The organism is Proteus myxofaciens ATCC 19692 (assembly GCF_001654855.1).
In the GTDB taxonomy this organism is placed as follows: Bacteria; Pseudomonadota; Gammaproteobacteria; order Enterobacterales; family Enterobacteriaceae; genus Proteus; species Proteus myxofaciens.
On record NZ_LXEN01000102.1, the window covers coordinates 40,480 to 63,160 of the forward strand.

17 protein-coding genes are annotated in these 22,681 nt (G+C 38.0%); 10 read left to right on the forward strand and 7 right to left on the reverse strand.

Annotated elements, in window-relative coordinates; all coding sequences use genetic code 11:
* Positions 1–91 precede the first annotated feature (91 nt).
* On the reverse strand, positions 92–1,483 hold the full coding sequence (gene degQ, locus M983_RS11025) for a serine endoprotease DegQ (RefSeq protein ID WP_066750353.1): 1,392 nt from the start codon (positions 1,481–1,483) through the stop codon (positions 92–94).
* Positions 1,484–1,715: 232 nt separating this feature from the next.
* Positions 1,716–2,120, reverse strand: coding sequence for a Z-ring associated protein ZapG (gene zapG, locus M983_RS11030; RefSeq protein ID WP_066750356.1), 405 nt, complete (start codon positions 2,118–2,120; stop codon positions 1,716–1,718).
* Positions 2,121–2,321: 201 nt separating this feature from the next.
* Between zapG and zapE the strand changes: the two genes are divergently transcribed.
* The 5 genes from zapE (at position 2,322) to sspB (ending at position 6,491) form a co-directional block, all read left to right on the forward strand.
* Positions 2,322–3,437, forward strand: a complete 1,116-nt coding sequence (zapE, locus tag M983_RS11035; RefSeq protein WP_066750359.1) for a cell division protein ZapE — start codon at positions 2,322–2,324, stop codon at positions 3,435–3,437.
* Between the two features lie 428 nt (positions 3,438–3,865).
* Positions 3,866–4,294, forward strand: coding sequence for a 50S ribosomal protein L13 (gene rplM / locus M983_RS11040; protein ID WP_066750362.1), 429 nt, complete (start codon positions 3,866–3,868; stop codon positions 4,292–4,294).
* Between the two features lie 15 nt (positions 4,295–4,309).
* Positions 4,310–4,702 (forward strand): 30S ribosomal protein S9, encoded by a 393-nt coding sequence (rpsI, locus tag M983_RS11045; RefSeq protein ID WP_004245284.1) that lies wholly within the window; start codon positions 4,310–4,312, stop codon positions 4,700–4,702.
* 637 nt (positions 4,703–5,339) lie between these two features.
* Positions 5,340–5,981, forward strand: coding sequence for a stringent starvation protein SspA (gene sspA / locus M983_RS11050; protein ID WP_066750365.1), 642 nt, complete (start codon positions 5,340–5,342; stop codon positions 5,979–5,981).
* A 6-nt stretch (positions 5,982–5,987) separates the two neighbouring features.
* Positions 5,988–6,491 (forward strand): ClpXP protease specificity-enhancing factor, encoded by a 504-nt coding sequence (sspB, locus tag M983_RS11055; protein ID WP_066750368.1) that lies wholly within the window; start codon positions 5,988–5,990, stop codon positions 6,489–6,491.
* 88 nt (positions 6,492–6,579) lie between these two features.
* On the opposite strand, the gene M983_RS11060 is transcribed toward sspB, so the two are convergent.
* The 4 genes from M983_RS11060 to gltB all read right to left on the reverse strand — a co-directional run bounded on the left by M983_RS11060 (position 6,580) and on the right by gltB (position 15,503).
* Positions 6,580–7,848 (reverse strand): amidohydrolase, encoded by a 1,269-nt coding sequence (locus M983_RS11060; RefSeq protein ID WP_066750371.1) that lies wholly within the window; start codon positions 7,846–7,848, stop codon positions 6,580–6,582.
* A 14-nt stretch (positions 7,849–7,862) separates the two neighbouring features.
* Entirely contained in the window at positions 7,863–9,131 is a 1,269-nt protein-coding gene (dcuC, locus tag M983_RS11065) for a C4-dicarboxylate transporter DcuC (RefSeq protein WP_066750374.1), read from the reverse strand.
* Between the two features lie 504 nt (positions 9,132–9,635).
* On the reverse strand, positions 9,636–11,033 hold the full coding sequence (locus tag M983_RS11070) for an FAD-dependent oxidoreductase (RefSeq protein ID WP_066750377.1): 1,398 nt from the start codon (positions 11,031–11,033) through the stop codon (positions 9,636–9,638).
* 9 nt (positions 11,034–11,042) lie between these two features.
* On the reverse strand, positions 11,043–15,503 hold the full coding sequence (gene gltB, locus M983_RS11075) for a glutamate synthase large subunit (RefSeq protein WP_066750380.1): 4,461 nt from the start codon (positions 15,501–15,503) through the stop codon (positions 11,043–11,045).
* Positions 15,504–16,169: 666 nt separating this feature from the next.
* On the opposite strand from gltB, the gene arcB reads away from it, so the two are divergent.
* The 3 genes from arcB (at position 16,170) to mtgA (ending at position 20,115) form a co-directional block, all read left to right on the forward strand.
* Positions 16,170–18,506 carry an aerobic respiration two-component sensor histidine kinase ArcB gene (gene arcB, locus M983_RS11080; RefSeq protein WP_066750383.1) on the forward strand — a complete coding sequence of 779 codons (2,337 nt, stop codon included), beginning with the start codon at positions 16,170–16,172 and terminating at the stop codon, positions 18,504–18,506.
* A 237-nt stretch (positions 18,507–18,743) separates the two neighbouring features.
* Positions 18,744–19,394 (forward strand): isoprenoid biosynthesis glyoxalase ElbB, encoded by a 651-nt coding sequence (gene elbB / locus M983_RS11085; protein WP_066750386.1) that lies wholly within the window; start codon positions 18,744–18,746, stop codon positions 19,392–19,394.
* Positions 19,395–19,413: 19 nt separating this feature from the next.
* A complete protein-coding gene (mtgA, locus tag M983_RS11090) occupies positions 19,414–20,115 on the forward strand; it encodes a monofunctional biosynthetic peptidoglycan transglycosylase (RefSeq protein WP_066750398.1) in 702 nt (233 codons plus the stop codon).
* Positions 20,116–20,147: 32 nt separating this feature from the next.
* On the opposite strand, the gene M983_RS11095 is transcribed toward mtgA, so the two are convergent.
* Positions 20,148–21,008, reverse strand: coding sequence for a helix-turn-helix transcriptional regulator (locus M983_RS11095; RefSeq protein WP_066750400.1), 861 nt, complete (start codon positions 21,006–21,008; stop codon positions 20,148–20,150).
* A 501-nt stretch (positions 21,009–21,509) separates the two neighbouring features.
* Here M983_RS11095 and M983_RS11100 point away from each other — a divergent pair.
* Complete coding sequence (locus M983_RS11100) at positions 21,510–22,355, forward strand: urease accessory protein UreD (protein ID WP_066750401.1); 846 nt, start codon at positions 21,510–21,512, stop codon at positions 22,353–22,355.
* A gap of 21 nt (positions 22,356–22,376) precedes the next feature.
* Positions 22,377–22,679 carry an urease subunit gamma gene (locus tag M983_RS11105; RefSeq protein ID WP_066750403.1) on the forward strand — a complete coding sequence of 101 codons (303 nt, stop codon included), beginning with the start codon at positions 22,377–22,379 and terminating at the stop codon, positions 22,677–22,679.
* Positions 22,680–22,681: the final 2 nt, after the last annotated feature.

Below are 22,681 nucleotides of genomic sequence, written 5' to 3' on the forward strand. Positions count from 1 at the left end.
TATTGCGTATTAACAACACAAAGTGAATAAAAAATGCCCTATAATTGAAATTATAGGGCATAAGAAAGTTTGTTATCTGTAATGTAGATGATTAACGAGCGGTATTACGAAGCATAAGATAGATTTCCTCATTACCTCGCTTGATATTTAATGCAATAATAGGCTCTTTTTTCTCAATTTCTTTACGCACATCGCCAATTGATTTAATGGCCTCACGATTAATACCAATAATAATATCGCCTTTTTGCAATCCCGCCCCCGCGGCTAAAGATCCTTTTTCAACAGAATCAACCATGACGCCTTTCATCTGTTTATCACTATAATTGCTGAGAACTGCACCTTGTAATGCAGGGGTAATATTGTCAGCACGAGTCGCGTCACCAGATTGTTTTTCAAGAGTCACTTTGACATCCATTGGTTTACCTTGACGGATTAATCCAATGGTAATTTCTTTACCTGGCGGTGTAGTACCCACTTTTGCTCTTAATTCTGCGAAGCTATTAATACGTTTACCATCAACTGAAATGAGAACATCACCTGGTTTAATACCCGCTTTTGCTGCAGATGAATCAGGTAATACTTCACTGACGAAAGCACCACGTTGAGCATCTATTTTAAAGGATTTAGCAATATCAGCATTCATTTCTGTGCCACGAATGCCTAAAATACCGCGTTTTACCTCACCGTGGGTGATCAATTGTTGGCTGAGATCACGAGCCATATTACTAGGAATTGCAAAACCGATACCAATATTACCGCCACCAGGCGCTAAAATAGCGGTGTTAATTCCAATTAGTTCGCCATTTAAGTTAACTAATGCACCACCCGAGTTACCACGGTTAATTGAGGCATCAGTTTGAATGAAATTCTCAAGACCTTCAAGGTTTAGCCCACTACGACCTAATGCAGAGATAATCCCTGATGTTGCAGTTTGACCTAACCCGAAAGGATTACCAACGGCAACCGCAAAATCACCGACACGTAAATGATCTGAATCTGCCATTTTGATAGCAGTTAGGTTGCTAGGTTTCTCTATTTGTAAAAGAGCAATATCAGTTTGTGGATCGCTACCAATTAATTTAGCCGTAAATTCACGGCCATCATTGATTTGCAATTGAATCTTGTCAGCACCATCTACAACATGGTTATTGGTGAGGACATAGCCTTTTTCGGCATCAATAATGACACCAGAGCCTAATCCTTCAAAAGGGCGAGTACTTTGTTGCTGTGAAGGAAAGTTGGGGCCAAAGAAAAATTTGAATTCATCAGGAACTTGCTGATTTTGTACACGAGTACCAGATACATGTACGCTGACTACTGCTGGTAATACTTTTTCTAGCATGGGAGCAAGACTAGGAAGCGCTTCTCCTGATGATATTACCGCTGGCAATGCAGCCATACTGGTGCTAGGAATTGTGGAGAGTGATAAACCGACACTCATGGCTAACGCACTTAGTAACAATTTTCTTTTTTTAGTTAACATGAATTAGAGTCTCTTGATACAGTTATCAAAAATAGGTTTGAAGCCGAAACTTGGCTGGATGATTCTAAGACCTATTTTGGTAAGGGAAAGTTCAGTGATGAAAAGTGTGTTTCGCTTACTTTTACATGGATTTACAAGACAATAGCTATCTTTAAAACCAAAATAAATTATTACCAAATTACTCATTTTAACGCTATAAAAAATAACGCCACATTAACTGTGGCGTTGTAAATTAATTATCTTTTTTATCAGTAGGTCTAAATAATCCAGAAGCCCCGTCAGAATAATCTCGAGGTGGCATCTTGACTGGAGACTGGTCATTCGCAGCTTCAGATTCATTTAATCTATAGTTAAATGGATTTTCTTGAAGAGGCATGTCTGGCAGCAACTCGTTAGAGCTTTTAGCCATATGTTGATAAAGTTGGCGATAATCTTTTGCCATATTATCTAACAGCTCAGCACTTCTAGCGAAATGGCTGACAAGCTCATTACGATAAGTGTCTAACTCTTCTTTTTTAGTATCTAGCTCTGCTTTAATAGCATCTTGATGGCGAATGGTTTTATTACCATAGCGCATAGCAAGTGCGCCGATGATAAGACCGACAACTAATCCAATCAGTGCATAAACCCAAACCATGGCAACTCCTTTTTATCTAATAATGAGGATGATGGATTCTTATAACATCATAACCGCTAAAAGGCATGGGTGGAATAATATCCTTAAGCTTAATATGAAATTCCTGTGTTACCTCGATGTTAAAATAGTTTTGAATGCTTATAATGGAAACAATATAGGCTACTCATCAACTTGTCTTAAAATTAAGAACAGAGGGCATTCATGACTGTTACTTCGCCGTTATCTCTTTATGAAGCCGCATTAAAGCAAGGCGAATATCAACCTGATGATATTCAAAGACAAACGGTTAACTCTCTTCAACAGATATATCATGCGTTACTGAAAGAGAAAATACCGAATAAACCATCGTTATCGCAACGATTGTTTTCTCGGTTTCAGTCTAAAAAAGAAAAAATATCACCTGTACGCGGTTTATATATGTGGGGAGGGGTAGGACGAGGTAAAACATGGTTGATGGATATGTTTTATCATAGTTTACCTACAGAGCGTAAATTGCGCCTTCATTTTCATCGCTTTATGTTACGAGTACAAGATGAATTAAAAGAATTACAAGGAAAAGAAAATCCTCTTGAGATTATTGCTGATGGATTTAAGGCACAAACTGATGTGTTGTGTTTTGATGAGTTTTTTGTATCAGATATTACAGATGCGATGATTTTAGGTACGTTACTGGAAGCGCTTTTTGCGAGAGGTATCACGTTAATAGCAACGTCTAACATCCCTCCTGATGAACTTTATCGCAATGGTTTGCAACGAGCTCGGTTTTTACCTGCGATAGAGCAGATAAAACTTTATTGTGACATTCTGAATGTAGATGCCGGTATTGATTATCGGTTACGTACCTTAACTCAAGCCCATCTTTTCTTATCGCCATTAACAGATAAGAACCGACATGAAATGGATAGAATTTTCATTAATTTGGCAAATAACAATGCCTCGCCAGAAAAAGTATTGACGATTAACCATCGACCAATGGAAATCAGAAATTCGTCAAATGGAGTATTGGCGGTAAATTTTGATACGTTATGCGTTGATGCGCGTAGCCAATTAGACTATATCGAGCTTTCAAAACACTATCATACGGTTTTATTGTATGAAATGAAGCAAATGGGTACAGCAAAAGAAGATGTCGCTCGCCGGTTTCTTGCTTTAGTGGATGAGTTTTATGAGCGCAAAGTAAAACTGATTATTAATGCTGATGTTGAAATGAATGAAATTTATCAAGGGCATTTCTTAGCATTTGAATATCAACGCTGTTTATCTCGCTTGCAAGAAATGCAAAGTGAGGAATATCTTATTCAGCCTCATCTTGCGTAATTCTTAAAGAAAGTCGTCTTTTGTTATGGTACGATGGCGGTCGTTTCGTCACTTATGTGTTTTTTCGTATTAAAATCATAAGACATTAAGCGACTGATGAACGCTTTGGAAATGGACAATTCTTCTCTTCTGGTTGCAATCATTGGCTGAAAAAGTGCAGAAAATACGGTGATATCAGTTTTTTCACTAAAAAATGAAAAAGAATTTAATTGTTTTTCAATTATAACTCGATTTTTTTTTCTGACTTCTCTATAATCTTGCGACCCCACGTTGCAGCAAGTTTTTTATTTCCCAAAAAACTCGCATTTTAGAGTCAGCAGTGCTACTCGAAGGGGTAGGTTTGCTGGACACAAGAGTCGTGTGAACCTCAATAGTATTTGAACCGAGTGTTCACCAACGTGTAACTAAACATTGGGTAATTTTCAATAATGAAAACTTTTACAGCGAAACCAGAAACCGTAAAACGCGACTGGTATGTTGTTGATGCAGACGGCAAAACTTTAGGCCGTTTAGCAACTGAAATTGCTAGCCGTTTACGCGGTAAGCACAAAGCGGAATATACTCCGCACGTTGATACTGGTGACTACATCATCGTTTTAAACGCTGAGAAAGTAGCGGTAACTGGTCATAAACGTACTGACAAAGTTTACTACCGTCATACTGGTCACATTGGTGGTATCAAACAAGCGACTTTCGAAGAGATGATCGCCCGTAGTCCTGAGCGTGTAATCGAAATCGCGGTAAAAGGCATGCTGCCAAAAGGGCCACTGGGTCGTGCGATGTATCGTAAACTGAAAGTTTACGCTGGATCTGAGCACAACCACGCGGCACAACAACCGCAAGTTCTGGACATTTAATCGGGATAATAGGCAATGGCTGATAATCAATACTACGGCACAGGTCGCCGCAAAAGTTCTTCCGCACGTGTCTTCATTAAGCCAGGTAGCGGTAATATCGTAATCAACAAACGTAGCCTAGAAGTTTACTTCGGCCGCGAAACAGCACGTATGGTTGTTCGTCAACCGCTGGAATTAGTTGATATGCTGGGTAAATTAGATTTATACATCACTGTTAAAGGTGGTGGTATTTCTGGTCAAGCTGGTGCGATCCGTCATGGTATCACACGTGCACTGATGGAATACGATGAGACTCTACGTTCTGATCTGCGTAAAGCTGGGTTCGTTACCCGTGATGCGCGTTCTGTTGAACGTAAAAAAGTGGGTCTGCGCAAAGCACGTCGTCGTCCACAGTTCTCAAAACGTTAATTTGTTATCTTCTTTTAGATATCAATTTGATGTTGAAAACCCGTCTTTACAGGCGGGTTTTTTATTTTGATGTTGTTGGTAACTTGTGATGAGATAATTGATAAATAAATGACTCTCTTTATCTTGATTTAGGTTTGATCTTATGAGTGCGAAAAGGATAAGTATTTAGATGTAGATACTGTTTTTTGTTATATTTCAGAATTTAAAACTTACTTTAAAGGTATTTGTGTATATTGTATCGAATTATTCGCATAAGCCCCCCTAAGTAACCAGAAATCTGATATGATAGCGTTCTTTCGTATCTTTCTGTCAAATAATAATGTTGCAATGAGTTTCTTATTGCACGATATAAGGCGCGTAATTTTTAGAAGTCATACCAAAACTATTACTATACTATTTAACCTGTGATTGTTTTGGTATTGCTTGATAATGATATGTACCGTGAAGACAGGTAGAAGTTCACCTCTGTAGAATAAGGCTATCTGACGATAATGCTTTTATACAGGTTGTTACCCAATAAGATTATATCACTTAACTCTTATTTTAGTTAACCGCGTTGGTGTGCTTGTCTTTTAGGAATGGGGGAATAATAGCATTGAGCTTATTATTCCTTTAATTGATTAACTTGGAGGTTTTCATGGCTGTCGCTGCCAACAAACGTTCGGTAATGACTTTGTTTTCCGGTCCGACTGATATTTTCAGCCATCAGGTCAGAATTGTCCTTGCGGAGAAAGGTGTCAGTGTTGAAATTGAACAGGTTGAAGCTGGTAATCTTCCACAGGATCTTATCGATCTTAACCCATACCAAAGTGTGCCGACTTTGGTTGATCGTGAGCTGACCCTGTATGATTCACGCATCATCATGGAATATCTTGATGAACGCTTCCCTCATCCTCCTTTAATGCCAGTATATCCAGTTGCACGTGGTAGCAGCCGTTTGATGATGCACCGTATTGAGCAAGACTGGTATACTTTAATGAACGCTATTGAGAAAGGCTCAGAGCAACAAGCAAATGCTGCACGTAAACAGCTTGCTGAAGAGTTATTAGCGATATCTCCAGTATTTAAAGAATATCCATACTTTATGAGCGAAGAGTTCAGCCTGGTTGATTGCTATCTTGCTCCATTGTTATGGCGTCTTCCTGTGCTGGGCGTTGATTTAAGTGGTGCTGGCGCTAAAGATGTACAAATTTATATGCAACGTGTTTTTGAGCGCGATTCTTTCCTCGCATCATTAACTGAAGCAGAGCGCGAAATGCGCTTACCATCAAGAGGATAATAGAGCATGGAGATTATTGATATGTCTCCGCGCCGTCCGCATTTATTGCGTGCGCATTATGACTGGATACTTGAAAACGGTTTAACGCCACATCTTGTCGTTGATGTGAATATCGTTGGTGTTCAAGCCCCTATGGAATATGCGCACGATGGTCAGATTGTTCTAAATATTTCACCTCGTGCTGTGAGTAATCTTGAATTAACACTTCAACAGGTACTATTTAGCGCAAGCTTTGGTGGAATACCTCGTAAAGTACGAGTGCCAATGGTTGCTGTTATGGCTATTTATGCGCGAGAAAATGGTGCGGGAATGATGTTTGAACCTGAACCTGCATATGAAAATGGTCAACCATCTATCGTTGAAGAAGATGAAGACGTCTTTGATACATCAGCAACAGAAGGTTTAACATTGGTGACTGATGAACATTCGACTGAGGATGACGCTTCTCCTGATGATGACCCTGAGCCACCTCGTCCAACAGGTCGCCCATCACTGCGTGTTGTTAAATAATTTTTCTTATTTTCTTATAAAGAAAAATCAGTATATATAATAAACCCAGCATCAAGCTGGGTTTATTTTTATCTTTGTTTTATCGGTTTTACTTTAACAATTCAGTTAAACACCCAGTATAAAGTGTGACTGCGGTCATCAATTGTTTCTCATCAAAATCAAAGCCAGCTTGATGATGTCCTGCTGTTCTATCTGCACCTACGACGAAATAAAGTGATTTACCACCACAACGTTGTACGCGCTTTGCTAACACTGTTGCATCTTCACTGCCACCAAATGGGCGAGTTGCAATTGCGGTTAATTCAGGGTGTTGATTAACCACTTTTGTCATTACATCAATAAGAGCTTGATCATTCGTGAGATCAACCGCTTCTCCCATAATTTCACTTTCCATTTCTAGCTGAAAACTATGCGCAGCACCTTCTGCCATACGTACTGCATTTTCTGCCATAAATCGGTTTATTTCTTCATTTTCGCCACGAACTTCAATTTGCATTTCAGCATTGGCTGGCGTGACATTTCTGCCTTCACCCGCTTTTAATACACCAATATTAATACGAGACATGCCTTTACCATGACGTGAAATTCCTAGCATTTGCGTTGCTGCATGGCATGCTCCAGCTAATGCATTACGCCCAAGCTCTGGCTCAGCACCAGCATGAGAAGGGGCGCCTTTAAAACGAAAATCATATTTAGTGGTGCATAAAAAGTGCGTCGGATTAATAACGATTTCACCACTATTTGCAATAAAGCCTAAATGAGCACCTAAAAAATAATCTGCATCATCAGCAATACCGCTTTCCGCCATGGCTCTTGCGCCACGAACGCCTTCTTCAGCAGGTTGGAATAATAGTTTTACTTTACCAACTAGTTTATCTTTATTTTCAACTAGCCAATGCGCAACACCTAAACCAATTGAAATATGTCCATCATGACCACAAGCGTGCATTTCACCTGCATGGCACGAGGCAAAATTTTCCGCATAAGGACGATGTGTTTGCTCTGTCGTTTCTGTTACACCAACACAGTCAATATCAAAACGTAATGCGACAGTAGGACCTGCTTTGCCGCTATCAAAAATCGCAACACATCCTGTAAGCTCTTGCATTTCAGCGAGTAAGTCTTCATCAACATGATGTTCCCTTGCAACAGCTAAGCCTTTTTCAACAATTTGACGGCGACGACCAAAAGCAAATTCTTGGTTAATCACCTCAGGGCCTACGCTAACTTTTAAGCCAAGCTGGCGTAATTCTTTGACTATTTTTGCGGTTGTTAAAAATTCAGACCAGCCAATTTCAGGATATTGGTGAAACTCACGACGCCAATTGATTAATTTTTCGAGTGTAATTGCTGACATTTTGATTTCTCCACTTATAGCATAAACAATGCAACCGCAATAACGGCGATTATCATGCCGGGTGCAGTACGTTTTGCGATTTCCATAGGGTTAATATTTGCAAGTCCTGCACATACAATAGCAGCACCAGCAAGAGGAGACATAGTACGGCCTAATGCACCTGATAATGCAGCTGCCATACCCATATCTGGAATTTCATAGCCAAACTGAGAAGCGAAAGGTGTTACTGTTTCATTAAAAGCAAATGCGGCTGCGTCACCAGAGCCTGTGATGATCCCCATTAAGAATGGCCCTAATGTACCTCCCCAGCGAGCAAACTCAGGAGAATGAGTTAAGAAGCTAATAAATGCATCGATTAAGCCAGAAGCCTTTAAACCTGCTGCAAATACAGCGGCTGCAATAATAATACCCAACACATCGCCATAGGCATTACCCATTCCTTTAAAGAACTCTTTGGTAATTGCTGATGGGCTAGTTAGCGTAATAATTAAAGCATAAATAGTCCCAATTAACATGGCTGCTGGTACTGAGAGTTTGAAACTACTAAAGGTATCGAAGAAGGGTAATATTAATAAAAGAAGTGGAATAAACGGTGCTGTTGCATATAAATAATTAGGTCTAACAGCTTCAGTGGAGGAGGATGAACTTGTATCTCCTGTGGAAGTAACCGTCATTTTGTACTCTTTTTTTACCAGAGCAACTGCGGCTAAAGCAACGGCAGCAATCCCACCTGCCATTAAGCTATAAGGGCTATGACGTGCTATTAAATCAACAACTTCCATATTTGCCATATTAGCAACAAATGCATTATGCGACATACCAGGGCTCAACATCGAGCCAATAGTACCACATAATACTGCACCACCAGCAATAGCAGGATGAATACGGGCTGCAATTAATAATGGAATTAATGTAGCACCAACAGCCGCAGCACATCCTGCTGCTGAAGGTATCGCTATATTAATGAAATAAGTCACAATTACTGTGGCTGGAATTAAAAAGAAGCCTAAACGCGTTAATACTTTTGATAATACATGTACTAAATGCATATCACATTTAGTGTATTTCATTACGTAAGCAAACCCCATGCTGGAACAAATAGCTTGAATTAATGAAGATGAAACCATTCTTTCACTAAATGCCGTAAAAGCATCAAGTGGTGTTAGGCTTAAAATACATAATAATAAACCAGAACCAATTAATACCATTCGAGTTTCATATTTTTTTATTAGCAGATAAATAGTTATAAGAATAACTACAACTGCAATGAGTTGCATCACCATGGTGATCCCCTAGTTAATTATCATAAATCGAGTAATTAAAATAAAACAACCTAAAATCAGTAAATTATATTTTTATACAATATTATTAGGTAGTCCCATTATGATGCTAAGGATTAAGTAATATTTGATTGTTATCAATTTTAAGGATTGAAAAGAATCTATTTTTTTAGACTGTGATGCTATTAACAAATATAAACAGATATTTATTATTAAACATGACAAAAAAGTTAAATAAAAAGAGGAAAAGTAAAATGGCAGAATTAAATGAAATTAAATATAATAAAATAAAATTATTTTAGTAAGTAAAATAAATATTATTTTTTATAAAAAATAAAACTAAAAATTATATAAATAATGAAAATTATAATTCTAATACAACGATGAGAATTAAATATTATTTATTAATGATAGTATAGATTGATAAGGTTATCCCATTTTTATTAAATGAGATAACACATAAGTAGGATAAATTATTTTCTTTATAGTGAGGCTATTAAATGATGATTAACATGATAAATAACGTAAAATGCCCTCAGCAGCTTCTCTACCTTGTGCAATTGCAGTGACCACTAAATCGGAACCTTGCACAATATCACCACCCGCAAATACTTTAGGATTTGTTGTTTGTTGTGGAATATCTTGATTTTCTGAAATCACAATACGTCCTGATAATTCATACGCGATATTATTTTCATCTAGCCAAGGATAGTGTGCAGGTTTAAATCCAAAAGCGAGAATCACCGCATCAGCATCTAGTCGGTGTTCACTTCCTTCAATCAAGCTCATGGTTTTGCTGCTAGCTGTTTTAACAACGTGAACGCCAGTGACGTTCTGTTCGCTATTAACTTCGATATCAAGTGGCTGTAGGTTAAATAAGAATTCGCCACCTTCTTCTTTGGCATTTTTCACTTCACGCTTAGAGCCAGGCATATTACTTTCATCACGACGGTACACACACGTTACTTTTTTAGCGCCTTGCCGGATTGCGGTACGTACACAGTCCATTGCCGTATCACCACCACCTAACACAACGACATTTTTGTCACTGAGATCTCGGTAAGGCGTTTTTTTATCTTCAGGATACCCCATTAAATAACGAGTATTACCAATCAAGTAAGGAAGTGCGCTATAAACGCCTGTCGCGCTCTCATTGGCGAAATTACCACTTAGGCTTTGGTATGTTCCCATACCGATAAAAACAGCGTCATATTGCTCTGTGAGCGTTTTTAGCGTGATGTCTTTACCTATCTCTGTGTTAAGGCGAAATTCAATGCCCATTTCACTAAATAATTCACGGCGTCTGATCATCAGTGATTTTTCGAGTTTAAAAGAAGGAATACCAAACGTAAGCAGACCACCAATTTCAGGGTGTTTATCATAAACAACAGGTTTTACCCCTTGACGAATTAGTACATCAGCACAGGCAAGCCCAGCAGGGCCAGCACCTATTATCGCGACTTTTTTGTCTGTCATCGTGACGTAAGAAAGATCAGGACGCCAGCCTTGTGCTAATGCGGTATCATTAATGTAACGCTCAATATTACCAATAGTGACGGCACCAAACTCATCGTTTAGTGTACAAGCCCCTTCACATAATCTGTCTTGAGGACAAACACGGCCACAAATCTCAGGCAAACAGTTTGTTTGATGAGAAAGCTCAGCCGCTTCAATGATACGACCTTCGTTGGCTAATTTAAGCCAATTAGGAATATAGTTATGAACAGGGCATTTCCATTCACAGTAAGGATTTCCGCAACCTAAACAGCGATCTGCCTGAGATGCTGCTTGTTGAGGTGAAAAGGCATCGTAAATTTCGACGAATTCAATTTTACGTAAGGCAATAGGTTTTTTAGTCGGCTCAATACGATTAAGGTCGATAAACTGATACACATTCTGACTCATAATATTCTCCTATTGTGCCTGAACGCGTAATTCAGCAGATGAACGACGAGGATGACCTAATAACGCATTTACATCACTTGATTTTGGTTTGATTAATTTAAAGTGCTGTGACCAATACTCCCACTGCGATAACAGAACTTCCCCTTGCTCTGAGCCTGTTAAGCGGACATGTTCTGCTATCATGCCTCGTAAATATTCTGCATGAATAGCGTGTGATGCCACAGACACAAGCTCGACAGATGCACTATTAATGCGTTGTGATAGAGAATTATTTTCATCTAAAATATACGCAAATCCACCTGTCATACCCGCGCCAAAATTGATACCTGTTTTACCTAGAATACACACGATACCGCCAGTCATATATTCACAGCCGTTATCACCAACACCTTCAACAACCGCAATTGCGCCTGAGTTTCTGACAGCAAAACGCTCACCGGCTAAGCCTGAAGCATATAATTTCCCACCGGTTGCACCATAAAGGCACGTATTTCCCATAATCGTGGCATGATGATTTTTAAAGGCAGAACCCACTGGCGGTGAAATAACAATTCGTCCACCTGACATGCCTTTACCAACATAGTCATTGGCATCACCAGTAAGTGTTAGCTCTATACCTTGTGCATTCCAAACACCAAAACTTTGCCCAGCAGTACCCGTAAAATATAATTTTAATGGTGAGGTTGATAAACCACTTTCACCGTATTGTTTAGCCACAATACCTGATAATGTAGCCCCGACTGATCTATCTGTATTTTGAATATCCAAATAGAACGCTTGGCTTTTACGTTGTACAACGGCTTGCGCTGTTTGAGAAACGATTTGCTGATTTAATGTCCCTTTATCATAGGTATCATTATTTTCTTGGCAGAAAAGCGCATGATTATTAGGCGAATTTATAGTTTCTAATAATGTTTCAAGCGATAGTTTTTGTTGTTTACTCGTTTTACCTTCTAAACAGGAGAGTAAATCAGTTCGCCCAATCAAATCGGTCAGTTTTTTTACACCTAACAGTGCCATTAATTCACGTGTTTCTTGCGCAATAAAACGAAAATAATTAATCACACGCTCAGGTAAACCATGGTAGTGATTACGGCGTAATGTTTCATCTTGAGTTGCAACACCGGTTGCGCAATTATTAAGGTGACAAATTCGTAGATATTTACACCCTAATGCCACCATAGGACCAGTACCAAAACCAAAACTTTCAGCACCTAAAATGGCCGCTTTAATAATATCGAGACCTGTTTTTAGCCCACCATCAATTTGTAAGCGTATTTTATGGCGTAAATTATTCGCGACTAAGGCTTGTTGAGTTTCAACTAATCCTAATTCCCAAGGACTGCCTGCATATTTCACGGATGTTAGAGGGCTTGCACCAGTACCGCCATCATACCCCGCAATAGTAATTAAATCGGCATAGGCTTTGGCAACACCTGTAGCTATGGTTCCAACACCGGGTTCAGAGACTAATTTGACAGAAATTAATGCGGTTGGATTAATCTGTTTTAAATCGAAAATAAGCTGTGCTAAGTCTTCAATGGAATAGATATCGTGATGTGGTGGCGGTGAAATCAGTGTAACACCAGGTACAGCATAACGAAGTTGCGCAATATAAGGCGTGACTTTATCACCAGGAAGTTGTCCTCCTTCACCGGGTTTTGCACCTTGAGCCACTTTGATTTGTAGAACATCAGCGCTCATCAAATAAGATGGCGTGACACCAAAGCGACCTGATGCAATCTGCTTAATGCGAGAGACTTTATTGGTATTGTAGCGAGCAGGGTCTTCACCACCTTCACCCGAATTTGAAAAGCCGCCTAACGTATTCATCGCTTGCGCAAGCGCTTCATGTGCTTCTCTACTCAACGCACCAATAGACATAGCGGCAGTATCAAAACGTTTAAATAATTCCGTTTCAGGCTCAACGTCTTCAATTGAAATGGGTGTAGTATCACTATTAAGTGCCAACATATCACGCAATGTGGTGACAGGACGTTGCTGTACTAAAGAGGAATATGCTTGATAATCTTCATAATCACCACTATTGACCGCTTTCTGTAACGCTTGCACAACATCGGGATTATAGGCGTGATATTCACTTTTATGAGCATATTTTAATAATCCACCCGCTTCTAAAGGATAACGAGGTAACCAAGCACGTTTAGATAGATTAAATAAATCTTGCTCAAAATCGTTAAAATCCGCGCCATTAATGCGGTTGTCAACACCCGCAAAACACAAGTCAACCACAGTATCATTTAAGCCTACTGCTTCAAAAAGTTGAGAGCAACGATAGGATGCCACTGTCGATATGCCCATTTTGGACATGATTTTATAAAGCCCTTTATTAATCCCATTGCGATAGTTCAACATCACCTGTGTGTAATTTCCTGATAAAATCTGCTTATCAACACGTTGAGCGAGTGACTCGTAGGCAAGATAAGGATAAATGGCGGTAGCGCCAAAACCTAATAAGACAGCGAAATGATGGGGATCTCGTGCACTTGCTGTTTCTACAATAATATTGGCATCACAGCGTAATTGATTATCAACTAACGCTTTTTGTATTGCACCCACAGCCATTGGTGCAGGAATTGGCAAGCGCGCTTTAGTCATATTTCTGTCAGAAAGAACGAGTAAAACAGCACCACGACGTACTTCATCTTGTGCTTTTTTACATAATTTGCGCAAAGCAGTTTCTAAATGACATTCTGTTGGTTCGTAAGTAATATCTAACGTTATTGACTGATAATAATCACTTTCTTGATTTATCAATTGTTGGAAATCACTATATAGCAAAATGGGTGATTTAAAACTCAAACGATGTGCTTGACCTTCGGCTTCGCAAAAGACATTCATCTCACGGCCTATACATGTTGCCAATGACATAACATGGGCTTCTCTTAAGGGATCAATAGGAGGATTGGTGACTTGTGCAAATTTTTGTCGAAAATAATCGTAAATAAGACGAGGACGCTGAGATAATACGGCAAAAGGCGTATCATCACCCATAGAGCCAGTGGCTTCTTGTCCATTTTCGCCTAAAACATGTAAAATATTTTCGAGTTCTTCTTGGCTATAAGCGAATTGTTTATGATAAATCGCTAAGGTTTTATCATCAAAAGCCCGTTGCCCTGTTGCCTGCTCTTCTGGTAGTTCTTCAAAGGGAGTTAAGCGCTTTACGTTACGAGATAACCACAGTTTATAAGGATGGCGTCTTTTTAAATCTTTATCTGTTTCTGCTGAATGTAAAATACGTCCTTGGCGAGTATCAATCACCATTAATTCACCAGGGCCTACACGGCCTTTTTCACGCACTTCATCAGGCTGATAATCCCATATGCCGATTTCAGAAGCACAAGTAATAATATTGTCTATTGTAATAACATAACGCGCTGGACGTAATCCATTTCTATCGAGTGTACAGGCTGCATAGCGACCATCAGAAAGGACAATACCCGCAGGACCATCCCAAGGCTCCATATGCATAGAGTTAAAATCGAAAAAGGCGCGTAGATCATCGTCCATTTGTGGGTTATTTTGCCATGCGGGTGGTACTAATAAACGCATGGCACGAACAATATCCATTCCGCCATTAAGAAACAGTTCTAGCATATTATCAAGCGAGCTTGAATCTGAGCCACTTTCATTCACGAAAGGGGCCGCTGTTTGTAAATCAGGAATAAGTGGTGTTTGAAACTTATAAGCGCGTGCTCTAGCCCATTGACGGTTACCTGTGATGGTATTAATTTCACCATTATGGGCAAGATAACGAAATGGCTGAGCAAGTGGCCAGCGAGGTGTCGTATTTGTTGAAAACCGCTGATGAAATAAACAGATTGATGATTCCATACGCAAATCTGCTAAATCAGTGAAGAAACGCGGTAAATCGACCGCCATACAAAGGCCTTTATACACAGTGATTAAATTAGAAAGGCTGCAAATATAAAAATCACTGTCTGTAATTCTTTTTTCAATACGTCGACGTGCGATAAATAGACGACGCTCAATATCATTGATACGCCAACCTGCGGGCGCATTAATAAAAACTTGCTCGATAGAAGGGAGTGACGAAAGTGCAATGCTGCCTAAAATTTCGGTATTAACAGGAACATCACGCCAGCCAACGATAGAAAGTGTTTCTCGTTGTAGCTCTTCTTCAACAATTTGTCGGCATAACGTAGCAACTTGAGAGTCTTGGCTCAAAAATAGCATGCCAACTGCATAATTTTTCGCTAAATTCCAACCTTTATCTTGAGCAACAAGTTGAAAAAAACGATCGGGTTTTTGCAATAATAATCCACAGCCATCACCTGTTTTGCCATCAGAAAGAATAGCGCCACGGTGTTGCATTCTTGCTAAGCCATGAATGGCATTTCTCACAATTTTATGGCTGGCTTGACCCTCAATATGCGCAATCAAACCAAAGCCACAATTGTCTCTTTCTTTTGTTTGTTGATAGAGCATCATTTGCTTCCTACTTAGTATGATGGGCACCTTAAATATGAGCACAAAAGGAACATTTGTCTCAAAGGGGGAGGTTAATTATGGGTGCTCATTTGTGTGATATTGTTTTTTTGCTTAGCTTGGTTTGTTGTTATGTTGCCATGCAATGTCTTTTCAACTTATCGATAAATAAAAAAGAGGTCAATCTCTCAGAATTTCTAACTAGGAAATAATATTTTGTTATTTTTTTACGTTAATTTTTTGATTTTTAAATAAATTATTCTATTTGTTAATTACCTGTAAGGTGTTTCTTAATGTGAGCTATATCACTTTATTTCGCGCATCAGGCTTTATCACATCCTTTAATAAACAAATATGGTAGTTTAAATCTCTTCAATTGATGATTATTTTGGTGTTTTATTGTTTTTTATACTTTTTGTATAAAAAAAGACAAAATGAGTTTTTTATAGAATGGCTTTGCATATCAGGATTTCTTTTTTTTATTTTAGATATAAAAAGACTATTTTTATGAATAAGTAATAATCACAATAGTTATTAGTTTCCAGAGACAATAGAAACAAGAGAAAAATAAAAATCACGTCCATTATTAACATTTCTGAATGTTCATCATAGTGCTAATACATTTTTAGGTTATCATTCCATCGATTCAATATATTGGAGTTTTCAATGAAATTGCTTAAAGGGCTTGCCCAATACTACGTTGACTTAATGATGAAGCTAGGGTTAATCCGCTTTTCATTATTGTTAGCGTCAGCATTAGTTGTATTAGCGATGGTTGTGCAAATGGCGGTGACATTCTTATTAGCCGGCGATGTCACAAGTATCGATCTTGTTCGTTCTATTTTCTTCGGGTTAATTATTACGCCATGGGCTGTTTATTTTCTCTCTGTGGTTGTTGAACAACTAGAGGAATCTCGTCGCCGTTTATCTCGTATGGTGGATAAATTAGGTGTCATGCGACAACGTGACTTAGAGCTAAACTCACAACTCAAGGAAAATATTGAGCAACTTAATTTAGAAATTCAAGAACGTGAAAAAGTTGAAAAAGCGCACCTTGAGCTATTAGAAAAATTAAAAAGTGAAATGAAGCGTCGTGAGTTGACTCAGATAGAGCTAGAACAACAATCATCACTTTTACGTTCATTTTTAGATGCGTCACCTGATTTAGTTTATTACCGAAATGAAAATAACGAATTCTCGGGCTGTAATCGAGCCACTGAGCTACTGACAGGAAAAAGTGAAAAACAACTTATTGGATTAACACCAGTTGATGTTTATGACGAAGATATTGCCAATAAGGTCATGGAAACGGATGAAAAAGTATTCCGTCATAATGTTTCACTGACTTATGAACAATGGCTTGTTTATCCTGATGGGCGTAAAGCATGCTTTGAGTTACGTAAAGTTCCTTTTTATGATCGCATTGGTAAACGTCACGGTTTAATGGGATTTGGGCGCGATATTACAGAGCGTAAACGGTATCAAGATGCGCTGGAAAATGCGAGTCGAGATAAAACAACCTTTATTTCGACTATCAGCCATGAATTACGTACACCACTTAACGGGATTGTGGGCTTAAGCCGTATTTTACTTGATACTGATTTATCACCAGAGCAGCTTAATTATCTGAAAACAATCCATGTTAGCGCCATCACATTAGGGAATATTTTTAATGATGTGATTGAGATGGATAAAATTGAGCGTAGAAAAATACAACTAGATAATCAGCCTATTGATTTTACAGAATTTGTTTCCGATCTCGAAAATCTTTCAGGATTATTAGTACAGCCTAAAGGATTAAAATTTACCTTAGAGGCTGAAAGAACCTTACCTCATAAAATAATGACTGATGGCACCCGCCTACGCCAAATTTTATGGAATTTAATCGGTAATGCAGTCAAATTCACACAACAAGGTGAAATCACCGTTCATATTTGGCAAGAAGAAACAGATAAGCTGTTATTTGAAGTGAAAGATAGTGGTATTGGTATTCCTAAAGAAGAGCTTGAGAAGATTTTTGCGATGTACTATCAAGTTACCGATAGTCAAGGTGGTCGCCCTGCAACAGGAACGGGTATTGGTCTTGCCGTTTCAAAACGCCTAGCACAGAATATGGGCGGTGATATCCATGTTGATAGTGAGTTAGGTAAGGGGTCTACCTTTACGCTGTCTGTCGTCGCTCCTGCGATTGAAGAGCAACAAGATATTGAAAATGATGATGAGCTTTTATTACCTGCGTTAAATATTCTTTTAGTCGAAGATATTGAGCTTAATGTTATCGTGGCATGCTCTGTTTTAGAAAAGTTGGGGAATACCGTTGATGTGGCAATGACAGGGCAAGAAGCATTAGCGATGTTTAAACCTGATGAATATGATCTAGTGCTATTAGATATTCAGCTACCTGATATGACGGGATTCGATATTTCAAGAAAATTACGTCAAGAATTTGATAGTAATGAACTCCCACCTCTAATCGCATTAACAGCAAATGTTTTGAAAGACAAAAAAGAATATTTAGATGCGGGAATGAATGATGTGCTTAGTAAGCCGCTTTCTGTTGATGCTCTAACCGCAATTATTAACAAGTTCTGGGGTGATGGTGCTGTTTATGTCCCATCTGATTCTCCATCGGAATTGTTGAATAAAAATGAAGAGTTACTAGATATTGATATGCTTAATCAATACATCGAACTTGTCGGACCTCAATTAATCACCGATGGACTAGATGTTTTTGAAAAGATGATGCCAAGTTATATGTCGGTGCTTATCTCTAACCTGACAGCTCGTGATCAGAAAGGAATTACTGAAGAAGGACATAAAATTAAAGGAGCTGCAGGTTCAATAGGTTTAAAACATTTACAGCAATTAGCGAAACAAATTCAATCATCAGAATTACCTGCTTGGTGGGACAATGTTCAAGAGTGGGTTGACGAGTTAGAAAGAGATTGGAGAAAAGAGGTAGAAAGTTTAAGAAACTGGTTATCAGACGCTAGAAAAAAATAACCCCAACCGAAGGTTGGGGTGCGCGAATTACTGCGCCAACACCAGGGAAACTTTTCTACTCGCTTTTTTGATTATCATTACATAGGCGAATAGGATGAAACTATTCCATACATCATACAAGCAACAAAATAGCAAATATAAGTTTTTTTGTTACAAGAAACATTTAAATATGTGATGGCGATTGGTGTTTACACCTATAAATGGGTAACTAGTAATCTACTACAAATGGAGAAAGATATGAAATCAATTGCAATAATTTTAAGTGGCTGTGGTGTATTTGATGGAAGCGAAATCCATGAGTCAGTACTTACAATGCTCGCTTTGAGTCAAAATAACGCTGAAGTTCATTATTTTTCACCTGATGATTTACAACCTTCTGTAATTAATCATATTACTGGAGAAGAAAAATCAGAAAAAAGGAATATGATGGAGGAGTCTTCACGTATTTCACGTGGAAAAATATCCCCTTTATCAGATGCAAAGGCCGAAATGTTCGATGCCGTCATTATTCCTGGTGGTTTTGGTGCGGCTAAGAATTTATGTACCTTTGCAACTGAAGGCGTTAACTGTGAAATAAATAAAGAATTATTAAATTTTGTTCAAGAAATGAATAAGCAGAAAAAGCCGTTGGGATTAATGTGTATTGCGCCTGTTATGTTACCTAAAATGCTTAATTCATCAGTTAAGTTAACCATTGGTAATGATCCACAGACTGCTAAAATGATTGAAGAGATGGGGGGAATACATATTAATTGCGCTGTTGATGATATTGTAGTTGATGAAGAGCAACGCGTTGTTACGACTCCAGCTTATATGCTTGCTGAATCAATAGCTCAAGCACAAGTAGGTATTAATAAACTCGTTAAAAAAGTTCTTGAAATGGCATAATAGAAAGGTGAAATAGTAGATGGCACTCGTAAAAAAACTAAAAAAAATATTAATTATATTAATTGCTTTTTGGCTATTAATGGTTATTTTCTTTTCTTTTTTACCGGTGCCTTTTTCGACTGTAATGATACAAAGGCAAGTTTCTGCATGGAGTGAGTTTGATTTTTCTTATGTATCTCACTCTATCTGGGTGAGTGAAAAAGAGATTGCTCCGAATATGTTTTTAGCAGTGATTGCTTCTGAAGATCAAAATTTTCCAAAACATTGGGGTTTTGATCTTGATGCCATAGAAAAAGTGTTCAAAAAAAGCCAAGATAGTAATAAATCAATGAGAGGCGCTTCGACTATTTCCCAACAAACGGTAAAAAATCTCTTTCTATGGGATGGTCGCAGTTGGTTAAGAAAAGGATTAGAAGCAGGAATGACCCCGGTTATTGAGCTGATTTGGTCAAAAAAACGTATTCTTACGGTGTATTTGAATATTGTTGAATTTGGTGATGGTATTTTTGGTGTAGAACAGGCCGCTCAACACTATTTTAAAAAATCAGCAAAGCAACTTACGGCAAATGAAGCTGCACTACTAGCGGCTGTTTTACCAAATCCGCATATTTATCTCGTCAATAAACCATCATCTTATTTGCTAAAGAGACAGCAATGGATTTTAAACCAGATGAGATTGATGGGAGGCACAACATTTCTAAAGACAAATAATTTGCAATAAAATAATACCTTTTGAAATGTGATATTTTCAAATCAATCTTTTTTTAAAGACATATTGGGTATCGTTGATAGATGATTTAACTGGCGAGATTGCGTTCTAAATTGTGACGGTGTCATTGAATATTTACGTTTAAATGCGTCACAGAAATAAGCATTACTGCCAAATCCACAGCGATGGCTTATTTGAAAAACAGAATAATTTGAAAAAGTAAGATAGTTCAATGCAATCCCCATTCTGACATCGAGTAATAATTGGCAGAATGAAACTCCTTCTTTATTTAAATGCCTACGCAATGTTGATGGTGTAGTAAATAGCGTTTTAGCGACATCATCTAGATGCCATTTACGTTGTGGATCTTGTGTTATTAGGTGAGTAATCGCCTGATTTTTAGGCTCATCATAGTTAAAGCGAAAGATATTTAGAATATCAACACCTTCATGATATACAGCCATTAAAATAAAAAAGAGACATTGTTGCATAAACATAGTTTCTTGCGATGGTGTGCCATGCGCTAAAGGTAAACACTGTTTTAGTAAACTAAAATTGGTTTTAACTATCTCTGGTGTTAATAAATGATAATCAGGTAGATGACGAGTAATAGGTGCTCCTGATTTTATTAATGGCTTTAATAATGAAAAAACAGATTGTAATTCTGTTTCACCTAATATCAAGGTATGTAATTCAATAGATTGATGTGTAAATTGGCTGACGAGATCACATGAAACTTGGCTATATTTAGGCACGATTAAAGTGAGATTAGTCGTTACATCAATAGATTTTCCATTAATATAAATTTCACCTTTTGCATTATTTATCATCGCTATCATTGGATTTTCAATGTAAAACGTTTTTAAAGAAATCTGATTAGAGGAAAGAATGTTTTTGTATTCCATAATCTTAAATATACCGCGAATAAACAGGCTATATGCGCTATTTAAGAAAAATAACGAAGCGAGCCAATGATGAATGATGTGGTTTATGCTATTTAGAAGAAATTAATAGTTATATTATTTCATAGTAAAGAGCCGTTACTATGCATGAAAAGCATAAGTGCGGTTCAGAATATATGCCTATGATGGCAAGATAACAATATAGATATTTGCTTATTTTTCTGTCTTTAAATAGGTTGTTATATTTTCTAAATAAATTGCTCTTTATTTAAAACGCACTTTTTTTAATAAGGTGTAAAATCGCGCGATAAAGAAAGTGAATAAGGTTTTCCTATCGCTTTTTATGCCAATATCACGCACTTTTAATCCCTTCTACTCTGCATTTATATACTTTTTTTATTTGATTTAAAGTGACATATTCTTATGGGGTAGTGCTGGATTTATTTTTGTGTTTTTCTAAAAACGGGTTTTTTGTTAAATAATATTAAGCAAGCAGGAGTAAGTATGTCTGACTTTTCAGAAAAAGGCTGGCTTGCTGAAATCTCGTTACGTTATGAAATAAAACGCGGGATAACACGCCTTACTGAGAAACGTCATATCGGCCCTTTAATGGTGCAACGCCCTTTCTATCCAGAGCAAAATGTCGCACATACGTATTTACTTCATCCACCAGGAGGTGTTGTGGGTGGAGATAAGCTATCTATTAATATTCATGTCGCACCTTATGCTCATGCACTATTAACTACGCCTGGTGCGACTAAGTTTTATCGTAGTGCTGGTGGTGTTGCTTATCAAATTCAAACATTAAAGGTGGATGCTGAAGGGTTTTTAGAGTGGTTACCACAAGAGAATATCTTTTTTCCCCAAGCTCAAGTCCGTTTAAAAACAGATGTTTATGTGGCAACGGGGGCAAAATTTATTGGTTGGGAAATTCAATGTTTTGGTCGTCCTGTTTTAGATGAATGGTTTGAAGATGGCAAGGTAAGAGGGCGCTTTAATTTTTATCTTGATGAGAAATTGCTATTAACAGAGTCAATTTTTGTTGAAGGATTACAAAAAAAAGCCGCCACAATGCGCGAATTTCCTATGCTAGGTTCTCTTTATATTTATCCTGCAGATGAAGAGTTAAAAACGTTTATTCAGCATCATCTAGAAGAATTGATATCAGCAAATACAAATAATCATCATGTCATTGAATATGGTTTAACTAATATTGATGGCATTTTAGTGTTGCGACTACTGGGTACGCAAACAGAACCTATGATGGCGTGTTTTGCACAAGTTTGGCAAATCACACGAGAATATTGGCTTGGTTATTGCCCCGAGCCACCTCGTATATGGGCGACATAATCGTTATTTTTAGGAGCGAAAATGGAATTAACACCAAGAGAGAAAGACAAACTACTGCTTTTTACTGCGGGGCTTGTTGCTGAAAGACGTCTTAATAAAGGGCTTAAGCTGAATTATCCAGAAGCTGTTGCATTAATCAGTTGTGCCATTATGGAAGGTGCTCGTGAAGGCAAAACCGTTGCTCAACTTATGAGTGAAGGTCGTACTATTCTCACCGCAGAACAAGTAATGGAGGGAATACCTGAAATGATAAAAGATATTCAGGTTGAGTGCACATTCCCTGATGGCACAAAATTGGTTTCTATCCATGATCCTATTGTATAGGT